12 protein-coding genes and 1 pseudogene are annotated in these 20,666 nt (G+C 61.9%); all 13 read right to left on the reverse strand.

The window, feature by feature from the left end; translation table 11 throughout:
• Positions 1-4 precede the first annotated feature (4 nt).
• Complete coding sequence (locus tag P3T22_RS21690) at positions 5-1,909, reverse strand: extracellular solute-binding protein (RefSeq protein ID WP_063497859.1); 1,905 nt, start codon at positions 1,907-1,909, stop codon at positions 5-7.
• Between the two features lie 183 nt (positions 1,910-2,092).
• A complete protein-coding gene (locus P3T22_RS21695; RefSeq protein ID WP_063495412.1) occupies positions 2,093-4,867 on the reverse strand; it encodes a TonB-dependent receptor in 2,775 nt (924 codons plus the stop codon).
• A gap of 381 nt (positions 4,868-5,248) precedes the next feature.
• Complete coding sequence (locus P3T22_RS21700) at positions 5,249-5,824, reverse strand: helix-turn-helix domain-containing protein (protein ID WP_063495411.1); 576 nt, start codon at positions 5,822-5,824, stop codon at positions 5,249-5,251.
• A 131-nt stretch (positions 5,825-5,955) separates the two neighbouring features.
• Positions 5,956-7,161, reverse strand: a complete 1,206-nt coding sequence (locus tag P3T22_RS21705) for a tetratricopeptide repeat protein (protein ID WP_063495410.1) — start codon at positions 7,159-7,161, stop codon at positions 5,956-5,958.
• Between the two features lie 9 nt (positions 7,162-7,170).
• Positions 7,171-7,602, reverse strand: a complete 432-nt coding sequence (locus P3T22_RS21710) for an ExbD/TolR family protein (RefSeq protein WP_063495409.1) — start codon at positions 7,600-7,602, stop codon at positions 7,171-7,173.
• Positions 7,603-7,807: 205 nt separating this feature from the next.
• Positions 7,808-8,230: an ExbD/TolR family protein gene (locus tag P3T22_RS21715; RefSeq protein ID WP_046566007.1), complete on the reverse strand. Its 423-nt coding sequence runs from the start codon at positions 8,228-8,230 to the stop codon at positions 7,808-7,810.
• Positions 8,231-8,242: 12 nt separating this feature from the next.
• Positions 8,243-9,148, reverse strand: a complete 906-nt coding sequence (locus tag P3T22_RS21720) for a MotA/TolQ/ExbB proton channel family protein (RefSeq protein ID WP_063495408.1) — start codon at positions 9,146-9,148, stop codon at positions 8,243-8,245.
• Between the two features lie 77 nt (positions 9,149-9,225).
• Positions 9,226-9,888 carry an energy transducer TonB gene (locus P3T22_RS21725; protein ID WP_063495407.1) on the reverse strand — a complete coding sequence of 221 codons (663 nt, stop codon included), beginning with the start codon at positions 9,886-9,888 and terminating at the stop codon, positions 9,226-9,228.
• A 1,030-nt stretch (positions 9,889-10,918) separates the two neighbouring features.
• A complete protein-coding gene (uvrA, locus tag P3T22_RS21730) occupies positions 10,919-16,819 on the reverse strand; it encodes an excinuclease ABC subunit UvrA (protein ID WP_429326071.1) in 5,901 nt (1,966 codons plus the stop codon).
• Between the two features lie 346 nt (positions 16,820-17,165).
• Entirely contained in the window at positions 17,166-18,677 is a 1,512-nt protein-coding gene (locus P3T22_RS21735; protein WP_429326072.1) for an amino acid racemase, read from the reverse strand.
• Positions 18,678-18,787: 110 nt separating this feature from the next.
• Positions 18,788-19,180: pseudogene (locus P3T22_RS21740) on the reverse strand (MFS transporter); the annotation flags it as partial.
• A gap of 29 nt (positions 19,181-19,209) precedes the next feature.
• Positions 19,210-19,515: a single-stranded DNA-binding protein gene (locus P3T22_RS21745; RefSeq protein WP_063495403.1), complete on the reverse strand. Its 306-nt coding sequence runs from the start codon at positions 19,513-19,515 to the stop codon at positions 19,210-19,212.
• A gap of 152 nt (positions 19,516-19,667) precedes the next feature.
• Complete coding sequence (locus P3T22_RS21750) at positions 19,668-20,576, reverse strand: LysR family transcriptional regulator (protein ID WP_063495402.1); 909 nt, start codon at positions 20,574-20,576, stop codon at positions 19,668-19,670.
• Between the last annotated feature and the right edge of the window lie 90 nt (positions 20,577-20,666).

Here is a 20,666-nt window from a genome sequence, read left to right on the forward strand (position 1 = left end):
TTCCTCAGTGGGCAAGCGCCGTGGTTGAGCCGGCGGACTGCGCCGCCTGGGTGGTTCGAGTTGCTTGTCCGCCCGGCGCTTTCGCGTACCAGTAGTCGATGACCCAGTCTTCGTACAGGTAGGAATTCGGCACGACTTTCGGAAAACCGAGGGCGGTCTTGTAGCCGATGCGAGCGCCCGGTGCGTAGTACTCCGGCACCAGGTAATATGAATAGATCAGCACGCGATCCAGCGCACGGGTCGCCGCTTCCAGATCGTCGAGATTAGTGGCGGACAGCGCGGAGTGAATCAGCGAGTCGACCGCCTTCGAACGGATGCCAGGATAGTTCTCGGAACCGACCTCGGACGCGGCCGCACTACCGAAGCGGCGCGTCAGTTCAGCGCCCGGAATCGTGACCGGCGGATAGATGAAGGTGGTCATGTCGTACTCGAAATTATCCAGCCGCTTCTCGTACAACGCGCTGTCGATTTCGCGCATATGGGCCTGAATGCCGAGCATGCCAAGCGCCTGCATATACGGCAGGATCAGACGGTCCATGCCGGGCTGGTCGTCCATGATCTCGATCGTCATCGGCGTACCGTTGGCGTCGCGCAATGCACCGTCGCGATAGTGCCAGCCGGCCTGCGCCAGCAGATCGCGCGCGACGCGCAAATTACCGCGCAGGGAATTCGGTGGAATCGTGTCGGGTTGTTTGAGCATTGGACCGAACACTTCTGGCGGCACGCTGTCACGCAACGGTTCGAGCAGCGCCAGTTCCTTCTCACCGGGCATGCCGGTTGCGCCGAACGGACTTGCCTCGAAGTAGCTACTGGTGCGCCGGTATTGACCATAGAACATCATCCGGTTCATCCAGTCGTAGTCGAACGCCATCGTCAGGGCATGGCGCACGCGTGGGTCCTGGAACATCGGCCTGCGCATATTCATCAGTATGCCCTGCATCTGCGCGGGACCGTCGGCGAACTCACCCTTCTTCAGCAGTCCGTTGTCGAAGTTCTTGCCGACGTATTTGCGCGCCCACTGCGTCGCGCCGTATTCGACGATAACGTCCGCATCGCCCGCCTTGAAGGCTTCGAGTTGCGTGTAATGGTCGCGATACAGATTGAAAGCGATGCGCTCGAAGCGGAACATGCCGCGTCGCGACGGCAGATTCGCCGCCCAGTAATCAGGGTTGCGGCGATACGTGATCTGCTTGTCGTTTTTGCGTCCCTCGATCAGATAGGCGCCGCTGCTGATTGGTGGCATGGAAGAAATCTGGTCGAATGGCAGACGCTTGCCGTTGGGCTGCATCCCCCATTTCGGCGAAAAGATCGGCAGATCGCCGGCAATCAACGGCGCATCGCGTTCGGGATGCTTGAAATCGAAGCGGATCGTGCGCTTGTCGATCACCGTCGCGCTTTTGATGATGGAGAACTGCGCATTGAAAAGCGGCGAGGCCTGCGGACTCGTCAACGTGTCGTACGAGTACTTGACGTCGGCGGCGGTAATCGGGTCGCCGTTCGAAAAGCGTGCGGCAGGATTGATATGGAACGTCGCCGACGTCAGATCCGGCGCGACTTCGACGTCGTCGGCGATCAGCGGATATTCGGAGGCCAGCTCGTCCCAGCTACGCTGCATCAGCGTATCGAACATCAGATTGAGGATGTCGGGCGCGGGCGCGCCACGCACCAGAAACGGATTCAGCGAATCGTAAGTTTGCAGTTCGCTGTAGTTTTCGAAACTGAGCGAACCGTTGGCCGGTGCGTCGGGATTCGCGTAATCGAAATGCGTGAAATCGGCGGGATATTTCGGCTGGTCGTACTGTGAAATCGACGGCTTCGCCTGTACCGGCATCGAGACAGCGCCAAAGGCGCACAGCGCTATCGCCACGGCCGGCAGGACGCGCGAGAACCGGAACTTCACATGTCTCATCATCAGCTTTGCGTGAGGACACGCACCAGCTTGCGCCCGGCGCGCGGTTCGTCGGATCGACGGGATGACGCTCGCGGTAGGCGCTGACGTCACTCAAACATACTATGCAACACCAAAATCAAACGCTCCGGCTCTATATAAAAAGAGCCAGAGCGTCCAACTACCCAACGAAAGGGCCAGACATCAGAACTTGTACGTGGCGCCGACCTGCGCGAAGCGGCCAATGTACGTGTACAGCGACGTGTCGTAGCCCGACTGATTCAACGTGCCGTTCGCAAAGATCGGATCGAACGGCGGCGTACGGTTGAAGATGTTGTCGATGCCGCCGTAGATCGTCCAGTGCTTGAAGCCCGTGTACGTCATCATCAGGTTGAACTGGCTGTACGATCCCACTTTGTTCGGTGCGGCCGCCAGATTCTGCGCGTACGGCCCCGTGAACTGCCACGTCAACGCCGCGTCGAACTTATGGTACGTCCAGTCCAGGGTGGTGTTGCCTCTCCAGCGCGGGAAGCTGCCGCCGAACGGCTGCGTGATGGTGAAGTTGTTACCCGCACCGTTCACCGGTGAGGCGCCCGGGAAGCCGATCTTGTAACTGTTCACGTAAGCCCAGTCGCCTGACAAGGTGAACGTACCGACGGCCTTCGTCGGCAGTGCCTGGCGGAACGTGCCCTCGAAGCCGTTCGTGTCGAGGTAGCCGAGGTTCTGGTACGGGATGACCTTGTACAGCAGGTCGCCCGTGGTCGGGTCGGTGGCGATCTGCGAAGGCGCGCCCTGGCCGATCACGTTATCGACACGAATCTTGTACCAGTCGAAGCCGACATCGGTTGTACGGGTCGGTGACAGCTGGAAGCCGATATTGAGGTTACGCGTGCGCTCCGGCGCCAGGTTCGGATTACCCTCGGTAATCGACGTGTAGTTCTGGCCGGTGTTCGGGTCCACCTGGATCCCCAGCGTTTGCGACTTGCTGTCCTCAACGAACGTCGGCGCACGGAAGCCTCGGTCGTACGAGGTGTACATCGTGAGCGCCTGAACCGGCTGATAGCGCAGCGCGAAGCGCGGCGAGAACGCGCCGCCCACATCGCTGTAATGGTCGTAGCGGCCCGACTGGCTGAACGTCAGGTTGCGCACAATCGGAATGTCCACCTGGTAGTACACAGCCGCCACATTGCGCTGGCCGTCCACCGTCTGGAGATTCGGGGTGACGACCAGGCCTTGTTCGTATGCCGTACCCGGCGTGAGCATTTCGCTCTGGTGCGTGAACTGCGCACCGAACCCGAGACCCACGTCGCCCGCCGGCAGATGGAAGAGCTCCGGCGTCGACAGCGTCGCGTCAACCGTATCCAGCTTCGAGATACCCAGGTTGTTCGCGTCCATGTACAGCCCGTTGAACGCGTTCGGCGTAGCCGACGGATTCGCGAAATTCAGCGTGCCGTTCTGGTAAATGTCATTCAGTACACTGGAGTTGAGCTGGTTCGTGTAGGTGTTCGAGACCGTGCTTTGCGAGTGGCTCACCGACGTCGCCCAATCCCATTCACCGTTCGGCAAGTTGAACGAGCCCTTGACGCCCGTGGACGCGCGCCAGTACGTGGCATACGTCTTTTCCGCTACCGTGTTCGGGAATGAATACGTGAGCGGCGTGGCAGCGCCCAACGTGTTGTACGGGTTGCTCACCGGCACAACCGTATTGAACGGAGTAAGCAGCTTCGTCTGCGGGTTCCACACGAGCGCGGGGTTCTGCGGATTGCCGATTACGTTGTTCCACAAACCGTCGTTGGTGGTGGTCGAGTTGCTGCTGATCAGGAAGTCGCCGAATGCGGTCGTCGTGTCGTTGATCTTGAAGTCGGCATGAATCTTCGCGTTCTCACGCTCTGTCAGCGGCGCAATGGACGTGCCTTCCGCGGTGTTGAAGCCGCAGACCGTGCCGGCCAATCCCTTCGTCAGCGAGTTGGTGGCGGCAGGATTCACCGAACCGCCGAAGGGACAATTGCTCAACGCCTGTACGCCGGCGCTGCCGGGCAAGTTCCAGTACGACGGCGCGAGCAACGAGAGGCCGCCCGGCTGATTCGTGAAATCCTGATTGCGTGTCGAGTCGCGGTCTGCGAGCGTGAAGCCGTTCGACTTGTAATAGCTCGCGGCAGCCGTCACATTGAAACGATCAGAGTTGAGGTCGCCAAAGCCGCCGAGCACGCCGAATTTGGTCGTGCCGGCGCCGCCGCCCTGACTGATGGCGCTGCCGTAGCTGCCGTCGAGTTGCAGCCCCTGGAAGTCGTGCTTCGTGATGATGTTGACCACGCCCGCGATAGCGTCCGAACCGTATTGCGACACGGCACCGGTCTTCACGATTTCGATGCGGTCGATGGCGTTCAGCGGCAGTGTGTTCAGGTCGAAGAACGAATCGACGCTGTTCGAGAAGAACGCGAACGGCGCAACGCGCTGACCATCCACCAGCACCAGCGTGTATTTTTCGCTCAGGCCGCGCAGGGCGATACCCGCCGCGCCTGCGGCGAAGTTGCCGGATTGACCTTCGCCCCAGCTATTAGCCGAGTTGGATGACGTGTCGCGCAGAAAATCGGCGACGGTCGTGGCGCCGCTGTTCACAATGTCTTTCTGCGTAACCGTCTGAACCTGGTTGAAGCCGACCTTGTCGGAGCTGCGAATCAGCGAACCCGTCACTTCGAACTTCTTCAGTTGCTGAACGCCTTTGCCGGACGACGTCGCGGTGTTGTTGTCCGCGGACGGTGTTGCAGCGGTGCCCGATGCCGGCACGGACGGTGTGGCCGCGGTGCCCGATGCTGGAGCTGCCGCTGCCGGCACGCTTTCCGTGGTCGTCGCGCCTGCCGCGGCTCCGGTGGCGGCCGGCTGGCTTTGCGCAAACGCCGGCACGGCGATTGCGGCCGACAACGCCAGTTCAGCCCAGATTATTCTTTTGATGGCAAGCGCCAATGCCCTTTGTTTCATTTTTCCCCTTCCCGCTCGTCAATAAGGCCACAGCTGTGTGTGAAGAGAGGCCTTGTGAACCTCTCCACTCGATATACGGCGATCTTGCGCCGCGCTCCGTTAAAACCGCCCCGTACTTTTGTTGCCTCGCAAACTGGCCAGCAACAGGCCGAATTTGCAAGTACCGACAAAAAGACGGGACGCTTCAGATACCTCAATATCGGACTACTTATTTATTACAAACGAAATGCGCAGCGCTTTCTAATTGATTTCACCACTGCTGCTTCGGGCTCTGAGTACTGGGGCAATGCACTCCCCATCAGATCAACTCCGAATCAAACACTAAGTAATGCTTATAGATGCGAATCGACCGCTTTCAACGAAAGCACGGAGCAAAGGCACCTAAAACAGTCTTGGCGTGCCCACCCACACGACCACGGCTTCTTCGCGGGCGGTATTGCACCAGGCGTGAGGCACAGTGGACTCGTAATGCGCGGTGTCACCGGCCTGCAATACGAACGTTGTACCTTCTAACGTGAGCGATATCTGGCCGCTCATCACGTACAAGAACTCTTCCCCCGCATGCGTCGTAACTTCAGACGGGTTCTGCCCCACCGGCATCTTGACGAGAATCCCTTCCAGCTTGCTGCCGACCGACAGGTTCGTCAGTCGGCCAAAAAGATTCGCGGTTCCGTCGAACCCGAAGTACTTCAGCTCACTCGCCCTGCGGACCGACTTGTCTTCAGTTGGCGTGTCGACGAAGTACTGCACCGTCACACCTAGAGCTCGAGCAATGCCAACTAGCGATGTAATCGACGGCGTTGCATGACCTCGTTCCACTTGCGACAAAAAGGGCTTGGAAATTCCCGCAGTTGTTGCCACTTCATCCAACGTGCGCTTGAGTCGTTGACGAAGCGCGCGAATTTTGCTTCCTATAGAAACTGCGACCTGTGCCTTGTTATCGAGTGGCAAAACCATAGCAAGACAGAATCCCGTAGTCAAAATTAGTTTGATGAAACTGAACTATGTTTCATTGAGTGCAACACCCTCCCTATGGCACGCGCGATAGAGGCGCTTCGCAAGATGGGACATATCGGAAACCGGATGCGTTACTTCGACGCCACCAGCACCCACAAACGGGCGAGGTCGGCCGAACCATCGGCACCCTTCACCGCGCGGAAGGTTTGCACGGCACGCGCTTTGTCGCCCGCCATGTAGTACGCCTCACCGAGATGCAGTTGCGCCTGGTCCGGGTGATCGATTCCGCCCTTCGCAATCGCGGCGTCCATGGCCGTCAGACCCTGCTTGGCCTGCCCCGCGAAGACCTCGTTGAAGCCGATGTCGACCGGCGCGACGGGGTTCGCGGGATCGGCTGGCGCTTGCGCCCGTTTCGCGGCGAGCGCCTGCAGCCGCTTCTCGCGATCGGCTTGCGCATCGTGACCCAGAACGCCTGACGCAAAGCCTTGATCGATGACCTGTTTGCCTTCGGCCGTGCTGCCGGCCACGATGGCGAGCTGCGTCATCTCCATGTAGTCGTCAGCGGTGCTGAGCGAGCCGGTCGCACGGCGCAGACGGTAGGTGTCGATATCGAGTGCCGACGAATAGCCAGGCTTGCTGCGAATCGCGTTGAACAGATCATCCCAATACGACTGCTTCGGATGATAGGCAACCAGCTTTTCGAGCGTGCTGCGGTAGGTCGCGTCATCTTTCACGCGTTGCGCGCACGTGCCGAGCAATTGCAGTTGCGACTCGTCGGGTGCATGACCGGCACGGACTTGCGCATCGACGCCCGGCTTGAGCAGGCTCACGACATTGCCGCAATCGTTCGACAGGTAGTAAGACTGCACAAGCAGCGTGCGCATGTCGGGATCGCTGCCCCCTGCCTTCAGATAGCGTTGCGCGACCTTTGCGGCCTGCGCGTAGTTTTTCTGCTGGAAGTAGATGCCTGCGAGCGCCGCGCTAGTGCGTTGCTCGTCGGCACCGGCGAGGCGGCCCGAACTCAGCAAGGTTTCGTAGGCCTGAGCGGCCACCCCGGATTCGCCGGCCGCCGCTGCCGCGGCGCCGCGCATCTCCTGAACCATGTAGCTTTCATAGGGCGTTTTGCCCGGCACGGCGTCGGCCTGATCGATCTTCGTCAGCGCGTCTTTGTACTTGTGCGCGCGATACAGATCCTGCGCGGCGTTCAGCGGCTTCGCCACATCCGGCCGCAACGTGTCCGCAGCTTGAGACGTGGCCGGCAGCACGACGAGCGCGGACAGCCCTCCGATAGCGGCCGCAATGACGGCGCGCTTGAACCGTTGATGGATCGTTAGCATTGCACTTCCCTATTGCATGTACTGCTCGTTGCCGATCAGGCCGATCTTCGTCGCGCCCAGTCGTTGCGCGGACGCCATTACCTCCGCGACATCCTTGTACGGCACCAGCTTGTTAGGCCGCAGATGGATTTCCGCCTGAACCGGTTCGGCCGCCACTTGTGCAAGCCTGGACTCGAGCGCCGCGCGGTCCGGCACCGGCTGGCCGTTCCAGGTGGTGGTGCCGTCGAAATCGATATCGATCTGCACCACTTCTGGCTGCGTGATCGGCGGCGGCGGATTGCCGACCGGCAAGTTCATCTTGATGGCATGCGTCTGGATCGGAATCGTGATGATCAACATGATCAGCAACACCAGCATCACGTCGATTAGCGGCGTGGTGTTGATATCGACCATCACATCCGGTTCGGCACTGCCACCGCCCGAAGATACGTTCATTCCCATGATCACCTCCTGTCGATCGGAGTTGGCGCTTTAGCGCTTAGTCCGATCCCATGCAAAGCTGTCGATCGGAGTTGGCGCTTTAGCTGTCGGCCAGAGTTGGCGCTTTAGCGCTTACTCTGGCCCCATGCAAAGCACTTACTCCGATCCCATGCAAAGCTGTCGATCGGAGTTGGCGCTTTAGCGCTTAGTCCGATCCCATGCAAAGCTAGCCGCCGCGCGCGGGCGGCTCAGTAATAAACGAAACCTTGGCGATACCGGCGCGTTCGCACTCGGTAATGACACGGCCGATGAATTCATAACGCGTGCTCTGATCGCCGCGCACATGCACTTCCGGTTGCGGCGTCATGACCGACACGGTTTTCAGTCGTGCCAGCAGCGTAGGCGCATCCACCTGCTTCTCGTTCCAGAAGAAATCGCCGTCGCGGTTGACCGCAATGACGATACTTTTGGGTGTGGTCTGCAGCGGCTGGATCGTCTCCTTCGGCAGTTGCACCGGCACCGTATGTGTCACGACCGGAATCGTGATCAGAAAGATGATCAGCAGGACCAGCATCACATCGACGAGCGGCGTGGTGTTGATACTGGAGATGACCTCGTCGTTGTCATCCTGCCCAACGCTCATAGCCATGACGGACTCCGCTTATTGGACCAGCGATGCGTGGCGAGCCGAAGCGCGCGCCGAGCGCCGGCTGCCGGCGAGCAAGACGGTGTGCAGTTGCGCACCGAACGCACGCACACGCTCCATCACCGACTTGTTGCGACGAACCAGGAAGTTGTAGCCGAGCACCGCCGGCACCGCCACGGCAAGACCGATCGCGGTCATGATCAGCGCCTCGCCCACCGGGCCCGCGACCTTGTCGATCGAAGCCTGGCCGGCGATACCGATGGCCGTCAGCGCGTGATAAATCCCCCACACCGTACCGAACAGACCGACGAACGGCGCTGTCGAACCGACCGTGCCGAGGAAAGCCAGACCGTCCTGCAAACGATTCGACACGTTGGTGATGGCACGCTCGACCGACGCGTCGATCCACGTGTTGCGGTCGACGGCTTCGAGCAGTGCTTCGTCATGATGTTCGCCTGCCTCGATGGCTGTTTCGGCGATGAAGCGGAACGGCGAGGCTTCGTCGAGCCGCTTCGTGCCTTCGACCAGCGACGGCGCCGTCCACAGGTGTTCATCGGCGCTCTTCGCACGACGGTTCGCACGGAGCTGTTCGAAGAACTTGGTGATCATGATGTACCAGCTGCCCATCGACATGAGCACCAGCAGAATCAGCACGAAACGTGCGACGAAGTCGCCGTTCTTCCAGAGCGCGCCCAGCCCATACGGGTTGTTGACGGCTTCGGACGTGGCCGGCTGCGGGGGCGGCACGGCTTCGTCGGCGGCCGAGCCGGCCGTTTGCGGTGTGGCGGTGGCGGGCGCAGCAGCCGACGCGGTGGCGTCGCTAGCTTGCGCGTGGGCCATTTGGGGTGCCACAAAGGTATCCACCGTGGTTACGGCGAACAACAGGGTTGCCGCCATTGCGGCGAGAGTACGCTTCTTCATGCCTGCTCCAAGTTCATTAGTACAACTTCTAAACCAAGACTGATAAATCGCTACCGGTACCGAACAGCCTGTGGGTTTCAGTTCAGGTTAAACGAGAACGGAACTTGCACACGGACAGCCTGGCCTTGGGAAACGCACGTGAACTGCTTGACCGCGTTGAAGGCTGCGCGATCGAGTGAGGAATCGTCTGCCGACTTCGCAACACGTTCATTCGTAATATGGCCCTGCGGATCGACTACGAATTCGATCAGCACATCGCCCGTCACGTTGTTCTCCTGCGCTTCCTTCGGGTAGCGAATCGACGAACGGACCTGATCCGAATTCGGGCACACAACCCCTACTTCAGCACTGACGGGCTTGCTCGGCGCGGGAGGCGCCGGCGGTGCGGCCGCCACGGCGGGTGCCGATACGACCGGTGCGGACTGGTGCGTGATGGTCGGCTGGGGCGGCGTTTGCACCTGCACTTCCGGCGGTGGGACGAACGGCGGCGGCGGCGGTGCGAACTTCGGCGGCGGCAATTGCACGGTGGGCAACGGCGGCGGCGGAGGTGGCTTTACCGGCTCGATGATTTTCGTTTCGATAGGATGCTGAATGACCTGCACAACCTTGGTGGCAAGGCCATTGACGAGTGCATAGATCAGCACGATGTGCAGGAGCAGAACAACCGCGATACCGCCGAAGCGGCGTACTGGATTTTGCTGCTTGCGCCCAAACTCACGCGGGCGTCCTGGCCTCTCCATACGGGCCGTTGCTGCCGGAAATTGCCCTTCGACTTTCGTACCCACCTTTACTCCTCCGGCATGAACCGTTCATTTCTATCACTGCAGCGCGCTTACATACGGCAACCAACGTTCACTTCAGACACTCATCCTCATCGCCCAGCCCGTTGATTTGCAGTCCAAAATTCGAGCCATAAGGCCCAACCCAGGTGCAATGGCACGGGTACGGCTGTGAGATGCCAGGGCGGCACTTCACACTAATCGAACAGCCACCTAAGTAGAACTACTAATAGATTGAATTCGATCCGCTCATTTCCGTCTGGCATGAACAGCTGGAGACAATTTGATCGAAGCGCGCTGCGGCTCCTGAACTTTTTGCGCGATTGTCACCATGCGTTTCATGGGGGGCAACAATAGCAGGACAAAAAATGCATGGTCAAACTTTTTTTGATGGCAGCATACTAAATTTAGAGAGGACACTCTAATCAGTGCCGCATTCGCGTCGCTTTAAAAGAATAAGCGTGAGTCGAACAGATGCGAGCGCGCCTTTCGCAACTCGAAAATTGGGACGCAGCCGCTGTTGCGGCCTGCTATTACGGCCTGCGGTCGCACGCCATGAACGGCCGTCGGATCACTGGTGGTACGTGGCGAGAAAGCCCAACGGGCGGGCCTTTCGCGAGGATTGCATGGCAACCTGGACGGACCCCGAGCAGGTTGTCCGACGTAATTTTCAGGCGTCGACGAGAGGCTCCGGCCAAGGGCGGGAAGATAGCAGAAGAAAAAAAATGCTTCCAAATCTTTTTAGCGGTATTTACGACACTCTAAATACGCATTTCAATTACGCCATCCATGCAATTACAAACACATTCCAATTAATTACATATCACCGACGAAACCGGTAATGCTCCGCTTTGCATGCCGGGCACCTCGACACATGTTCATCGCATTCAAGTGGCAGTGGGGTGCGAGTAACCCGAGCGCGTGCGGCTCGCCAGACTGAACGCCCCGCACGTACGGAGCGGCGCAAAGTCCGTTGCGTCGCTCCACTGCATTAACCGTTGGTTCCTTCACCCGCGATTACCGCCGGGTCGCTCTGCGTTCGTGCGAGCACAGAACGCAACGCCGCGCCGGTGTGGCTGGCTGCGACGCGGCAGAGTCCTTCTGGATCCGTAGCGGCGACAATCGTGCCGCCCCCCACGCCACCTTCCGGACCCAGATCGATGATCCAGTCCGCCTCGGCAATCACGTCGAGATCGTGCTCGATGACCACGACGCTGTGACCGCCGTCCGCGAGACGATGCAGCACGCGAATCAGCTTGGCGACGTCCGCCATATGCAAGCCGACGGTCGGTTCGTCCAGCACATACAGCGTGTGAGGCGGCTTCTGACCGCGCCGCGTGATGTCGTCACGTACCTTGCTCAGTTCGGTGACGAGCTTGATACGCTGCGCTTCGCCGCCCGACAACGTAGGCGACGGTTGCCCAAGCGTCAGATAACCGAGCCCGACATCTTTCATCAATTGCAAGGGATGCGCGATGTTCGAGATCGGCGCGAAGAACTCGACGGCTTCATCGATTTCCATGGTCAGCACGTCGCCGATATTCTTGCCGCGCCACGTGACCGCGAGCGTCTCCGGGTTGAAGCGCTGCCCATGGCAAACGTCGCACGGCACCTTTACGTCGGGCAGGAAGCTCATGCCGATGGTGCGCACACCCTGCCCTTCGCAAGCGGGGCAACGTCCTTCGCCGGTGTTGAACGAGAACCGCGATGGCGTGTAGCCACGCGCGCGTGCTTCGAGCGTGCCGGCGAACAACTTGCGGATCGCATCCCACACGCCGATGTAGGTTGCCGGACAGGACCGCGGTGTTTTGCCGATCGGTGTCTGATCGACTTCGAGCACACGGTCGATGGTTTCCCAGCCGGTGATCGAATCGCACCCTTGCCATGTATGCGTGACGTTCAACGGGGCACGCGGCGCCGTGCGCGCCAACACGCTCGAGCGCCGGTTCGCCGCCGGCTGGGTCTCGGCCACCGCACGCGCCCGCCGCGTGGCCGGCGACGACAGCACCGAGCGCCCCACCGCATCGAGCAAATTGGCCATCAGCACGTCGCGGGCGAGCGTCGACTTGCCCGACCCGCTCACGCCCGTCACCGCCACCAGCCGTGAAAGCGGAATGCCGACGGTGACGTTCTGCAGGTTGTGCAGCTTGCCGCCATGCACCGTCAGCCAGTTCTCCGGTACCGCGGCTGCGCGCTTGGCCGGCGCGACGACTACTTCGCGGCGCGGCTGCAATGGATGCACGATCGGATGGGCGAGAAACTGCCCGGTCAGCGAATCGGGCTGCGCCGACAGATCGGCCACACTGCCCTGCGCGATCAGCGTGCCGCCACGCTTGCCCGCGCCCGGCCCGATGTCGATGATGTGATCGGCACGCCGAATCGTGTCTTCGTCATGCTCGACCACCACCAGCGTATTGCCCTTGTCCCCCAGCTTGCGCAAAGCGTTAAGCAGAATCTGGTTGTCGCGCGGATGCAGGCCGATGGTCGGCTCGTCGAGCACGTAGCACACGCCTTGCAGATTGCTGCCGAGTTGCGCGGCGAGCCGGATGCGCTGCGCTTCGCCGCCGGACAGGCTCGGCGCCGCGCGATCGAGACTCAGATAACCGAGTCCGACTTCCTCCAGAAATTGCAGGCGGCTGCCGATTTCGCTGACCACGTCGCGCGCGATTTCCGCGTCCCGGCCAGTCATCTCCAACGTGTCGATCCACGCGCGCGTGTGTGACACGGTCCATTGCGCGACGTCGACGATGGCCTGCTCGCCGAACGTGACCGCGCGTGCCGTTGGGTTCAGACGCGTACCGGCGCAATCCGAACACGGTTCGTCGACGAGACCTTCCGGCTCCTGCTCCTCCGAAGGCAAGCTCTGCTCGCGGCCGCGGTTGTCGTCGACGATCACCGTGTCGTCGTACGCCGCGCGTTGTTCGCGCGTCAGTGCGAGACCCGTGCCGACGCACGTCGTACACCAGCCATGCTTGCTGTTGTACGAGAACATGCGCGGGTCGAGTTCAGGATAGCTCGTACCGCATACAGGACAGGCGCGCTTGGTGGACAGCACCTTCACCGTGCCGAGTTTCGCCGTGGGGCGGCCGCCGCTGATCGCCTCGTGCAAACCGTCGAGCGGCGCCAGCAGATGCATGACGCCCTTGCCGATTTCCAGCGTCTGATCGAGCGCCTGGCGCAGTTCCGCTTCGTTATCCGGCGATACGACGAGATCGGTCACCGGCAACTCGATGGTGTGCTCGCGGAAACGATCGAGCTTCGGCCACGGGTCCACCGGCACGAACTCGCCGTCCACGCGCAGATGCGTATTGCCGCGCGCTTTCGCCCACTTGGCGAGATCGGTGTAGACGCCCTTGCGGTTCACGACCAGCGGTGCGAGGAAACCGACGTGCTGCCCTTTGTGATCGCGCAGCAATTGCGCCGCAATCGATTCGACGCTTTGCGACGTGACCGGCGTGCCGTCGTGGATGCAATGTTGCAGACCGAGCTTCACATACAGCAGGCGCAGGAAGTGCCACACTTCGGACGTGGTCGCCACGGTACTCTTGCGGCCGCCGCGCGACAAACGCTGTTCGATCGCGACGGTGGGCGGAATGCCATACACCGCGTCGACCTCGGGACGCCCGGCCGGCTGCACGATGGACCGTGCGTATGCGTTGAGCGATTCGAGGTAACGGCGCTGCCCTTCGTGGAACAGAATGTCGAAGGCGAGCGTGGACTTGCCCGAACCGGACACGCCGGTAATCACGTTGAATTTGCCGTGCGGGATGTCCACGTCTAGCGCTTTCAGGTTGTGTTCGCGCGCATTGACGATGCGCACCACGTCCTCGCCTTCGATCGCCCGCCGCGCACGCGCCGCGCTCAACGCCTTTTGCAGCGGAATGCCCTGCGACGCCGGTTCGGCCGCTGCGTTCATCGCGCGGTCGTATTGCAGCAGCGCCTCGCCGGTATGCGATTCCGGGCACAGCTTGACGTCTTCCGGCGTGCCCGCGCACAGCACCCTGCCGCCACCGTCGCCGCCTTCAGGACCGAGGTCGATCAGCCAGTCGGCCGCACGGATCACGTCGAGATTGTGTTCGATCACAATCAGCGAATGCCCGCCCGCCAGCAGTTTGCCGAACGCCTGCATCAGCTTCGCGATGTCGTCGAAATGCAGGCCGGTAGTCGGCTCGTCGAACATGAACAGGCGTTTTGCGACCGGCTGCTTCGCGCTGCGCGCGGTGCGCGCCTGCGCCGATTCCGCGAGGAAGCCGGCCAGCTTGAGCCGCTGCGCTTCGCCGCCGGATAGCGTGGGCACCGGTTGGCCCAGCTTCACGTATTCGAGACCCACGTCGACGATCGGCTGCAGCACGCGCAATACTTCGGCATCCTTGGCGAAGTAGGCAGTGGCTTCGCTCACCGTCAATTCCAGCACGTCGGCAATGCTCAAGGCACGCGCCGGCTCGCCGCGCTCGATTTTCACTTCGAGCAGTTCCGCGCGATAACGGCGCCCATCGCAATCCGGGCAGCGCAGGTAGACGTCGCTCAGGAACTGCATTTCGATGTGTTCGAAGCCCGAGCCGCCGCAGGTCGGGCAGCGCCCGTCGCCGGAGTTGAAGCTGAACATGCCGGGGCCGTAACCGCGTTGCTGCGCGAGCGGGGCCTTGGCGAAGAGCTTGCGGATTTCGTCGAATGCGCCGACGTAGCTGGCCGGATTCGAACGCGCGGTCTTGCCGATCGGTGACTGGTCGACGAACACCACGTCAGTGACCTGATCGGCGCCGGTCAGGCTCCTGAATGCGCCTGGCGATTCGGTGGCGAGACCGAAGTGCCGCGCCATGGCCGGATACAAAACGTCCTGCAACAAGGTGGACTTGCCGGAGCCCGACACACCTGTCACGCAGACAAGCCGCTGCAGCGGAATCTCGAACGTGACGTCGCGCAGATTATGTTCGGTCGCGCCTTCGAGCACGATGCGCGGCGTGCTGTCATCCACCGGACGTTGCGACCAGTGCGCCGCGTCCGCCACATGCCGCCGGCCACCCAGGTACTCGCCCGTCAGCGTGCCGGACGAGCGGATCGCCTCAGGCGCGCCGTCGTAAATGATCGAGCCGCCCCGCTCGCCCGGCCCCGGACCCATGTCGATCAGACGATCCGCCGCGAGCATCACGGAGGGATCGTGTTCGACCACCACCAGCGTATTGCCCGCGTCGCGCAGCCGATGCATCGCCTCGACGATCCGGTTCAGATCGCGCGGATGCAGGCCGATGCTCGGCTCGTCGAGCACGAACAGGGTTTTGGTCAGCGACGTGCCGAGCGCCGTGGTCAGGTTGATCCGCTGCACCTCGCCGCCCGACAGCGTGCGGCTTTGCCGGTCGAGCGTCAGATAGCCGAGGCCGACATCGCAGAGATATTTGAGCCGCGTGCGGACTTCGGCGAGCAACAGCTTGAGTGCGTCGTCAAGCAGTGCGCTCGGCAGGCTGATCTCATCGAAGAAACGCCGGATGCGCTCGATCGGCATCAGCATCAGGTCGTGCACGGTCAGACCCGGCAGGGCTTCGAGTTGCGCGCGCCGCCATTCGACGCCACGCGGCATGAAGCGCTTTTCGGGCGCCAGCACCTCGTCCGCATTCTGCTTGCTGCCGAGACGCCACAGCAGCGATTCCGTTTTCAGACGCGCGCCGCCACAGGTCTCGCACGGCGTATAGCTGCGGTACTTCGACAGCAACACGCGGATGTGCATCTTGTACGCTTTCGATTCGAGATATTCGAAGAAGCGTTTGACGCCGTACCAATGGCTTTGCCACTTGCCGTTCCAGTCCGGCGAGCCGTTGATCACCCAGTCGCGCTCGGCGTCCGTCAGCTCGCCCCAAGGTGTGCCGCGGCGAATATCGGCTTTCGCCGCATAGCGCATCAGGTCGTCCTGGCACTCCTTCCAGGCTGGCGTTTGCATCGGCTTGATCGCGCCGTCGCGCAGTGTCTTGCGCGCGTCGGGAATCACGAGGCCGAGGTCGACGCCGATCACGCGGCCAAAACCGCGGCAGACTTCGCACGCGCCGTAAGCCGAGTTGAACGAGAACAGCGCCGGCTGCGGATCCGCATAGCGCAGGTCGCTCTCCGGGCTGTGCAGGCCGGTGGAGAAACGCCAGATTTGCGGCTCGGGAGGATTCGTCTCAAGCGGCGCCTCCCGCGCGTCTGGCGCGGCAGGCAGCACATAGATGTTGACGCGGCCGCCGCCGCGCTTGAGCGATGCCTCGATCGCTTCGACCACGCGCGGCTTCTCGACCGAGCTTAGGCGGAAGCGGTCGGCCACTACGTCGAGCAGCTTGCGCTTGCCGGTGGGCGAATCGACTTCGCGCTGCGCCTGCACACGCGTGTAGCCGCTCGCGGACAGCCATTGCTCCACTTCCTGCTCGGACGCCGTCTCCGGCAGTTCGACCGGAAACGTGACGACCAGCCGCGGATCATGCGCCGCGGTTCGCTCGAGCAGCTCGGCGTAGATCGTTTCCGGCGTGTCGTGGCGCACCTGCTGCCCGGTCTGGCGATCGAACAGTTCGGCCGCGCGCGCGTAGAGCAGCTTCAGGTGATCGTTGAGTTCCGTCATGGTGCCGACGGTGGAACGCGAACTGCGCACCGGGTTGGTCTGGTCGATCGCGATGGCGGGCGGCACGCCGTCGACCCGGTCGACTTGCGGCCGGTCCATGCGGTCGAGAAACTGCCGGGCGTAAGCGCTGAAGGTTTCGACGTAGCGCCGCTGCCCTTCCGCGTACAACGTGTCGAACACAAGGCTCGATTTGCCGGAACCGGAGGGGCCGGTGACGACCGTCATTTCGCCGGTTCGCACGTCGAGATCGACGTTCTTCAGGTTGTGCTGGCGCGCGCCGCGAATGCGGATAATTCCGTTAGATGCCAATTTTTCCGACCGTCTGAATGAGTGGACCACCTCTCACGGACGCCTCGCGACCGCGCAAGTTCGGGACACCCGGCTAGCGGGAGGACACGCCAGGGACCGGGTTACAGCGGGATACTATACTGTATATTTGTACAGTTTTCCATGACACGGCACGGTCGCGCTTTCGCAGCGCTGCGGGCCATGAATGGCGGCGCCTGGCGCGCCCCGATCGGCCGATCAGCGGGCGTTGTGCCGTTTCAGGAAGGAGCGCGCAGCGGGTCAGGAAGTGGTGACGGAGGGTGGGAATTGCAAGGCTTTCCCGCGCGGCGCCGCCGCACGCGGCTGTTCCAGCCCGATCTAACCGGGTCTAACCGCAAACGCTTTCCACGCTAAGCCGGCTCGTCACCGGCTCCGCCGGTTCCGAAGCCGCCTGCGCCGCAGCGCTTTCGCCCAGCGCATAAGCCACGCAGCGTTTTGCCAGCACCTCGGCCGGGTCGACAAGCCGCACCACCGGCCCGCCTGGCCGCGCCAGCGTCGAGCCGCGCAGCAGCAGCGGCAACTCGGTGCAGCCCAGCACGATGACCTGCACGCCTTGCACGACCAGATCATCCACCGCCGCGGCGAGATCGTCGCAACACTCGCCTGACAGGTAACCCGCCTTCGCCCCGACCGGTCCGTAAATCGCGTTCATGAGGCGGGCCTGGGCGGCTTCGGCCGGTGCGATCTGCACGAAGCCGCACGCCGCGAGCGCTTTCTCGTAGACCCGGCTCGCCAGCGTGCCCGAGGTGGCCAGCACGCCGACTTCACGCAGGCTCGGGAAGGCCTCGCGCAGATGATCGGCGGTACAGGTCAGCATATTGACGATCGGAATGGCCAACGACGGTTGAATCCGTTCGACGAACGCATGCGCCGTATTACACGGAATCGCGATGAGATCGGCGCCGCCCTCTTCGAGGGTCCTGCAGGCGGCGTAGAGCGCGAGTGTTGGATCGTCGCCGTTGCCGAGCAGCGCTTCGGTGCGATCCGGAATCTGCGGATTCTGCTCGACCAGCACCTTGATGTGGTCCTGATCGCGCGCGGCCGGCGTGTTGCGCACCAGTTTCGCCATGAAATCGACCGTCGCCGCCGGGCCGACCCCGCCCAGCACGCCTACCTTGAAACGCCGCTCCGGCTGCGGATAGTGCGCCGCCGCGACGTAACGCCCGTAGACCAGATTGCTATCGACGAACGGCACTTCCAGCGTGCCGAGCACGCGCGCCACCAGGGGAATTTCGGCGAGCCCGGGCACGATGATCTCCGCGCCTTGCGCAATGAGGTCCACGCAAGCCGCGCGCAACAACTCGACTGGCCGCCCGGTCAGATGGCCACTTTTGATGCCCCCGTCGCCATACACGGCGCTCGTTACGCGATCGACACCCGCTTCGTGACGCGGATGCAGCACATCGAACTGCGCACTGTCGAAATGGCGTTCGAAGAGTCCGTTAGCGCGGATCGTGTCGGAAGTCAGCACGCCGATGCGGCGGACCGACGGAAATGCTTGCCGCACATGCGCGAGGAGCGCGGCCATCATGTTGGCGATCGGCACAGCCACGTTCGCCGAGAGTTCGTCGATAAAGGTGTGACTGAGGAAGCACGGCAAGACGATCGCATCGACACCGCGTTTCTCGAAGGCGCGAATCGTGTCGAACACGTGGATCTTGAACGGCGCACTCGCTGCGCTTAGCGAAGCCGGTCCTGGCCACGATTGCGGCTCGAGGACGAAATCGAATGGCCTGGCCGCGCCTGGGCGGCGCCTGGCCGTGCTCATCCTGCTCAACACGTCGACGCTGGCGAGCGGCGACGCGCCTGTCACGACACCCAGCGAACGATGACGATACATGATGGCTTCCCCCGTCGTTTTTCATTTGCCTTGATATTAGGACGCTTTTGGGGGTTCAGGATGATCCTGGCAACGAAATAGCGGGTTTATGTCTGGCAAAGCAGCTCGCCCTAGGCCGCTTCGGCAACACCTCGCGCCACGCCTCGTTTACGGCGCTCCAGCGTACTGATACAAATAAGCGAGACCCCGGCGAGGCAACTATAAAACACGGCCAGCGGCCACCACGCTCCCGGATATCGATGCGCGAGCAACGTTCCGATCAAGGGCGTCAACCCGCCGGCCAATGCAGCGCACACCTGGTAAGACAATGAAATGGCCGAATACCGGACTCTCACCGCGAGCATGAACGTATTGACGAACCACGCACCGGCCACGCCGATCACATTCGCACCCAGACACAACAACACCGTGCGCCACGCGTCGCGTACGACCTCGGCGACCGGCAGTGCGGCCACGCGCCGCTGCGCTTTGAGCGCCTTGAATTCCGGCGATTCGTCGACACCCGCACTGCCTGCGGCGTACAGAAAACCGATTAACTTTCCCCCCGATATCCCACAAGCACTTTATGTGCAACCATATCCACAGCAGGCTTAATCAACCCATTCTTGTCAGTCCAAACCTTGGGCGTCAACGCCCCACTCAGCGCAACACTATCTGCATCGCTCAAAGCAAGCAGCGCAGTCTGCACCTCATCATCAAACGCAATCACGTTGACGAAAATCGTATCGCCATCATTGGTGGTAGCCCGGACCTTGCAGGTCACAAAGCGCTTGCCATTCTGCCCCGTGCGAATCTGCGCCTCGCCGTACAAGCGTCCGCCCACCAGTCCATCGATCATCGTCCTGCTCCTGTTATTCCGTAGCGTGCAAAAAGCAATATCGCTCAGCACGGCACGTATGATCCCACGATACACCGCGCGGCTTACACAAAAGCACGGAGCGCCCCCCCATTACGCGCCATGCGCCGCACGCCCGCGCTGGACTCACACGTTTATCGCGAACCCGTCTGCGCCCCAGCCGCCTCGAAAATATCGCGCAACCACTGCGCAAACACACGCACACGCGACGACAGTTGGCGAGTCTGCGGATAAAGCACCGAAACCGGCATCGGCGGCGGCGGGAAGTCCGCGAGGATGATCTTCAGGCGCCCCGACGCCAGTTCACCCGCCACGCGGTATTGCGGCACTTGCACGATGCCGAGGCCGGCCACCGCCGAGCCTGTGTAGAGATCGGCGCCGGTCACCGATACCACCGACGGCAGGTAGGTCGCCGTGTCGCGGCCGTCGACTCTGAATTCGAGTGGCACCGGCTTGCCGGTCGCGCTGGACAGGTAATTGACCGCGCGATGCGTGGACAAGGCCGCCGGATCAGCCGGCTCGCCATACGCCTCCAGATAAGCCGGGCTCGCCACCGTCACTTGCGGCAACTGAGCCACGCGCCGCCCCACCATCGACGAATCCTGCAGATTGCCTGCCCGCAACACGCAATCGATCCCCTCCCGCACCAGATCGACCAGCCGGTCATCCTCGCCGATCGTCAACTCGATGTCGGGAAACCGCGCGAAAAACACCGGTAACGCCGGCACGACGAAGTGCCGGGCCAAAGTGCCCTGCAAATTCACACGCAATAAGCCCTTCGGCGCGATGTTGGAAAACGAGCCCTCCGCCTCCTCCATATCGGCGATCAGCCGCACGCAACGGCGGTAGTACGCCTCCCCGTCGTGCGTGAGGCGTACCGAGCGCGTGGTGCGCTCGAGAAGCCGCGCGCCGAGCCGCTGCTCCATGCGCTTCATCAGATTGGTGACGGTGGCGCGCGGAATCTGCAGATCGTCCGAAGCGCGCGTGAAGCTTTGCCGCTCCGCGATCCGTATGAACACCCGCATTTCCTCGAAACGATCCATGGTTGATGCCTTTATGCCAGGCCGGCGATCCGGCGATCCGGCGGCCTGTCGGCCTGTCGGCCTGTCGGCCAATTGTTAAAGCAAATGGAA

The organism is Paraburkholderia sp. GAS348, assembly GCF_050434205.1.
Taxonomy (GTDB): Bacteria; Pseudomonadota; Gammaproteobacteria; order Burkholderiales; family Burkholderiaceae; genus Paraburkholderia.

Bases quoted from the DNA above. Each gene is read 5' to 3' on its own strand.
- P3T22_RS21720 (WP_063495408.1), bottom strand. From the start codon at position 9,148: ATGAAGAAGCGTACTCTCGCCGCAATGGCGGCAACCCTGTTGTTCGCC.
- P3T22_RS21705 (WP_063495410.1), bottom strand. From the start codon at position 7,161: ATGCTAACGATCCATCAACGGTTCAAGCGCGCCGTCATTGCGGCCGCT.
- P3T22_RS21750 (WP_063495402.1), bottom strand. From the start codon at position 20,576: ATGGATCGTTTCGAGGAAATGCGGGTGTTCATACGGATCGCGGAGCGG.
- P3T22_RS21745 (WP_063495403.1), bottom strand. From the start codon at position 19,515: ATGATCGATGGACTGGTGGGCGGACGCTTGTACGGCGAGGCGCAGATT.
- P3T22_RS21715 (WP_046566007.1), bottom strand. From the start codon at position 8,230: ATGGCTATGAGCGTTGGGCAGGATGACAACGACGAGGTCATCTCCAGT.
- P3T22_RS21735 (WP_429326072.1), bottom strand. From the start codon at position 18,677: ATGTATCGTCATCGTTCGCTGGGTGTCGTGACAGGCGCGTCGCCGCTC.
- P3T22_RS21710 (WP_063495409.1), bottom strand. From the start codon at position 7,602: ATGGGAATGAACGTATCTTCGGGCGGTGGCAGTGCCGAACCGGATGTG.
- P3T22_RS21690 (WP_063497859.1), bottom strand. From the start codon at position 1,909: ATGAGACATGTGAAGTTCCGGTTCTCGCGCGTCCTGCCGGCCGTGGCG.
- P3T22_RS21700 (WP_063495411.1), bottom strand. From the start codon at position 5,824: ATGGTTTTGCCACTCGATAACAAGGCACAGGTCGCAGTTTCTATAGGA.
- P3T22_RS21695 (WP_063495412.1), bottom strand. From the start codon at position 4,867: ATGAAACAAAGGGCATTGGCGCTTGCCATCAAAAGAATAATCTGGGCT.
- P3T22_RS21725 (WP_063495407.1), bottom strand. From the start codon at position 9,888: ATGGAGAGGCCAGGACGCCCGCGTGAGTTTGGGCGCAAGCAGCAAAAT.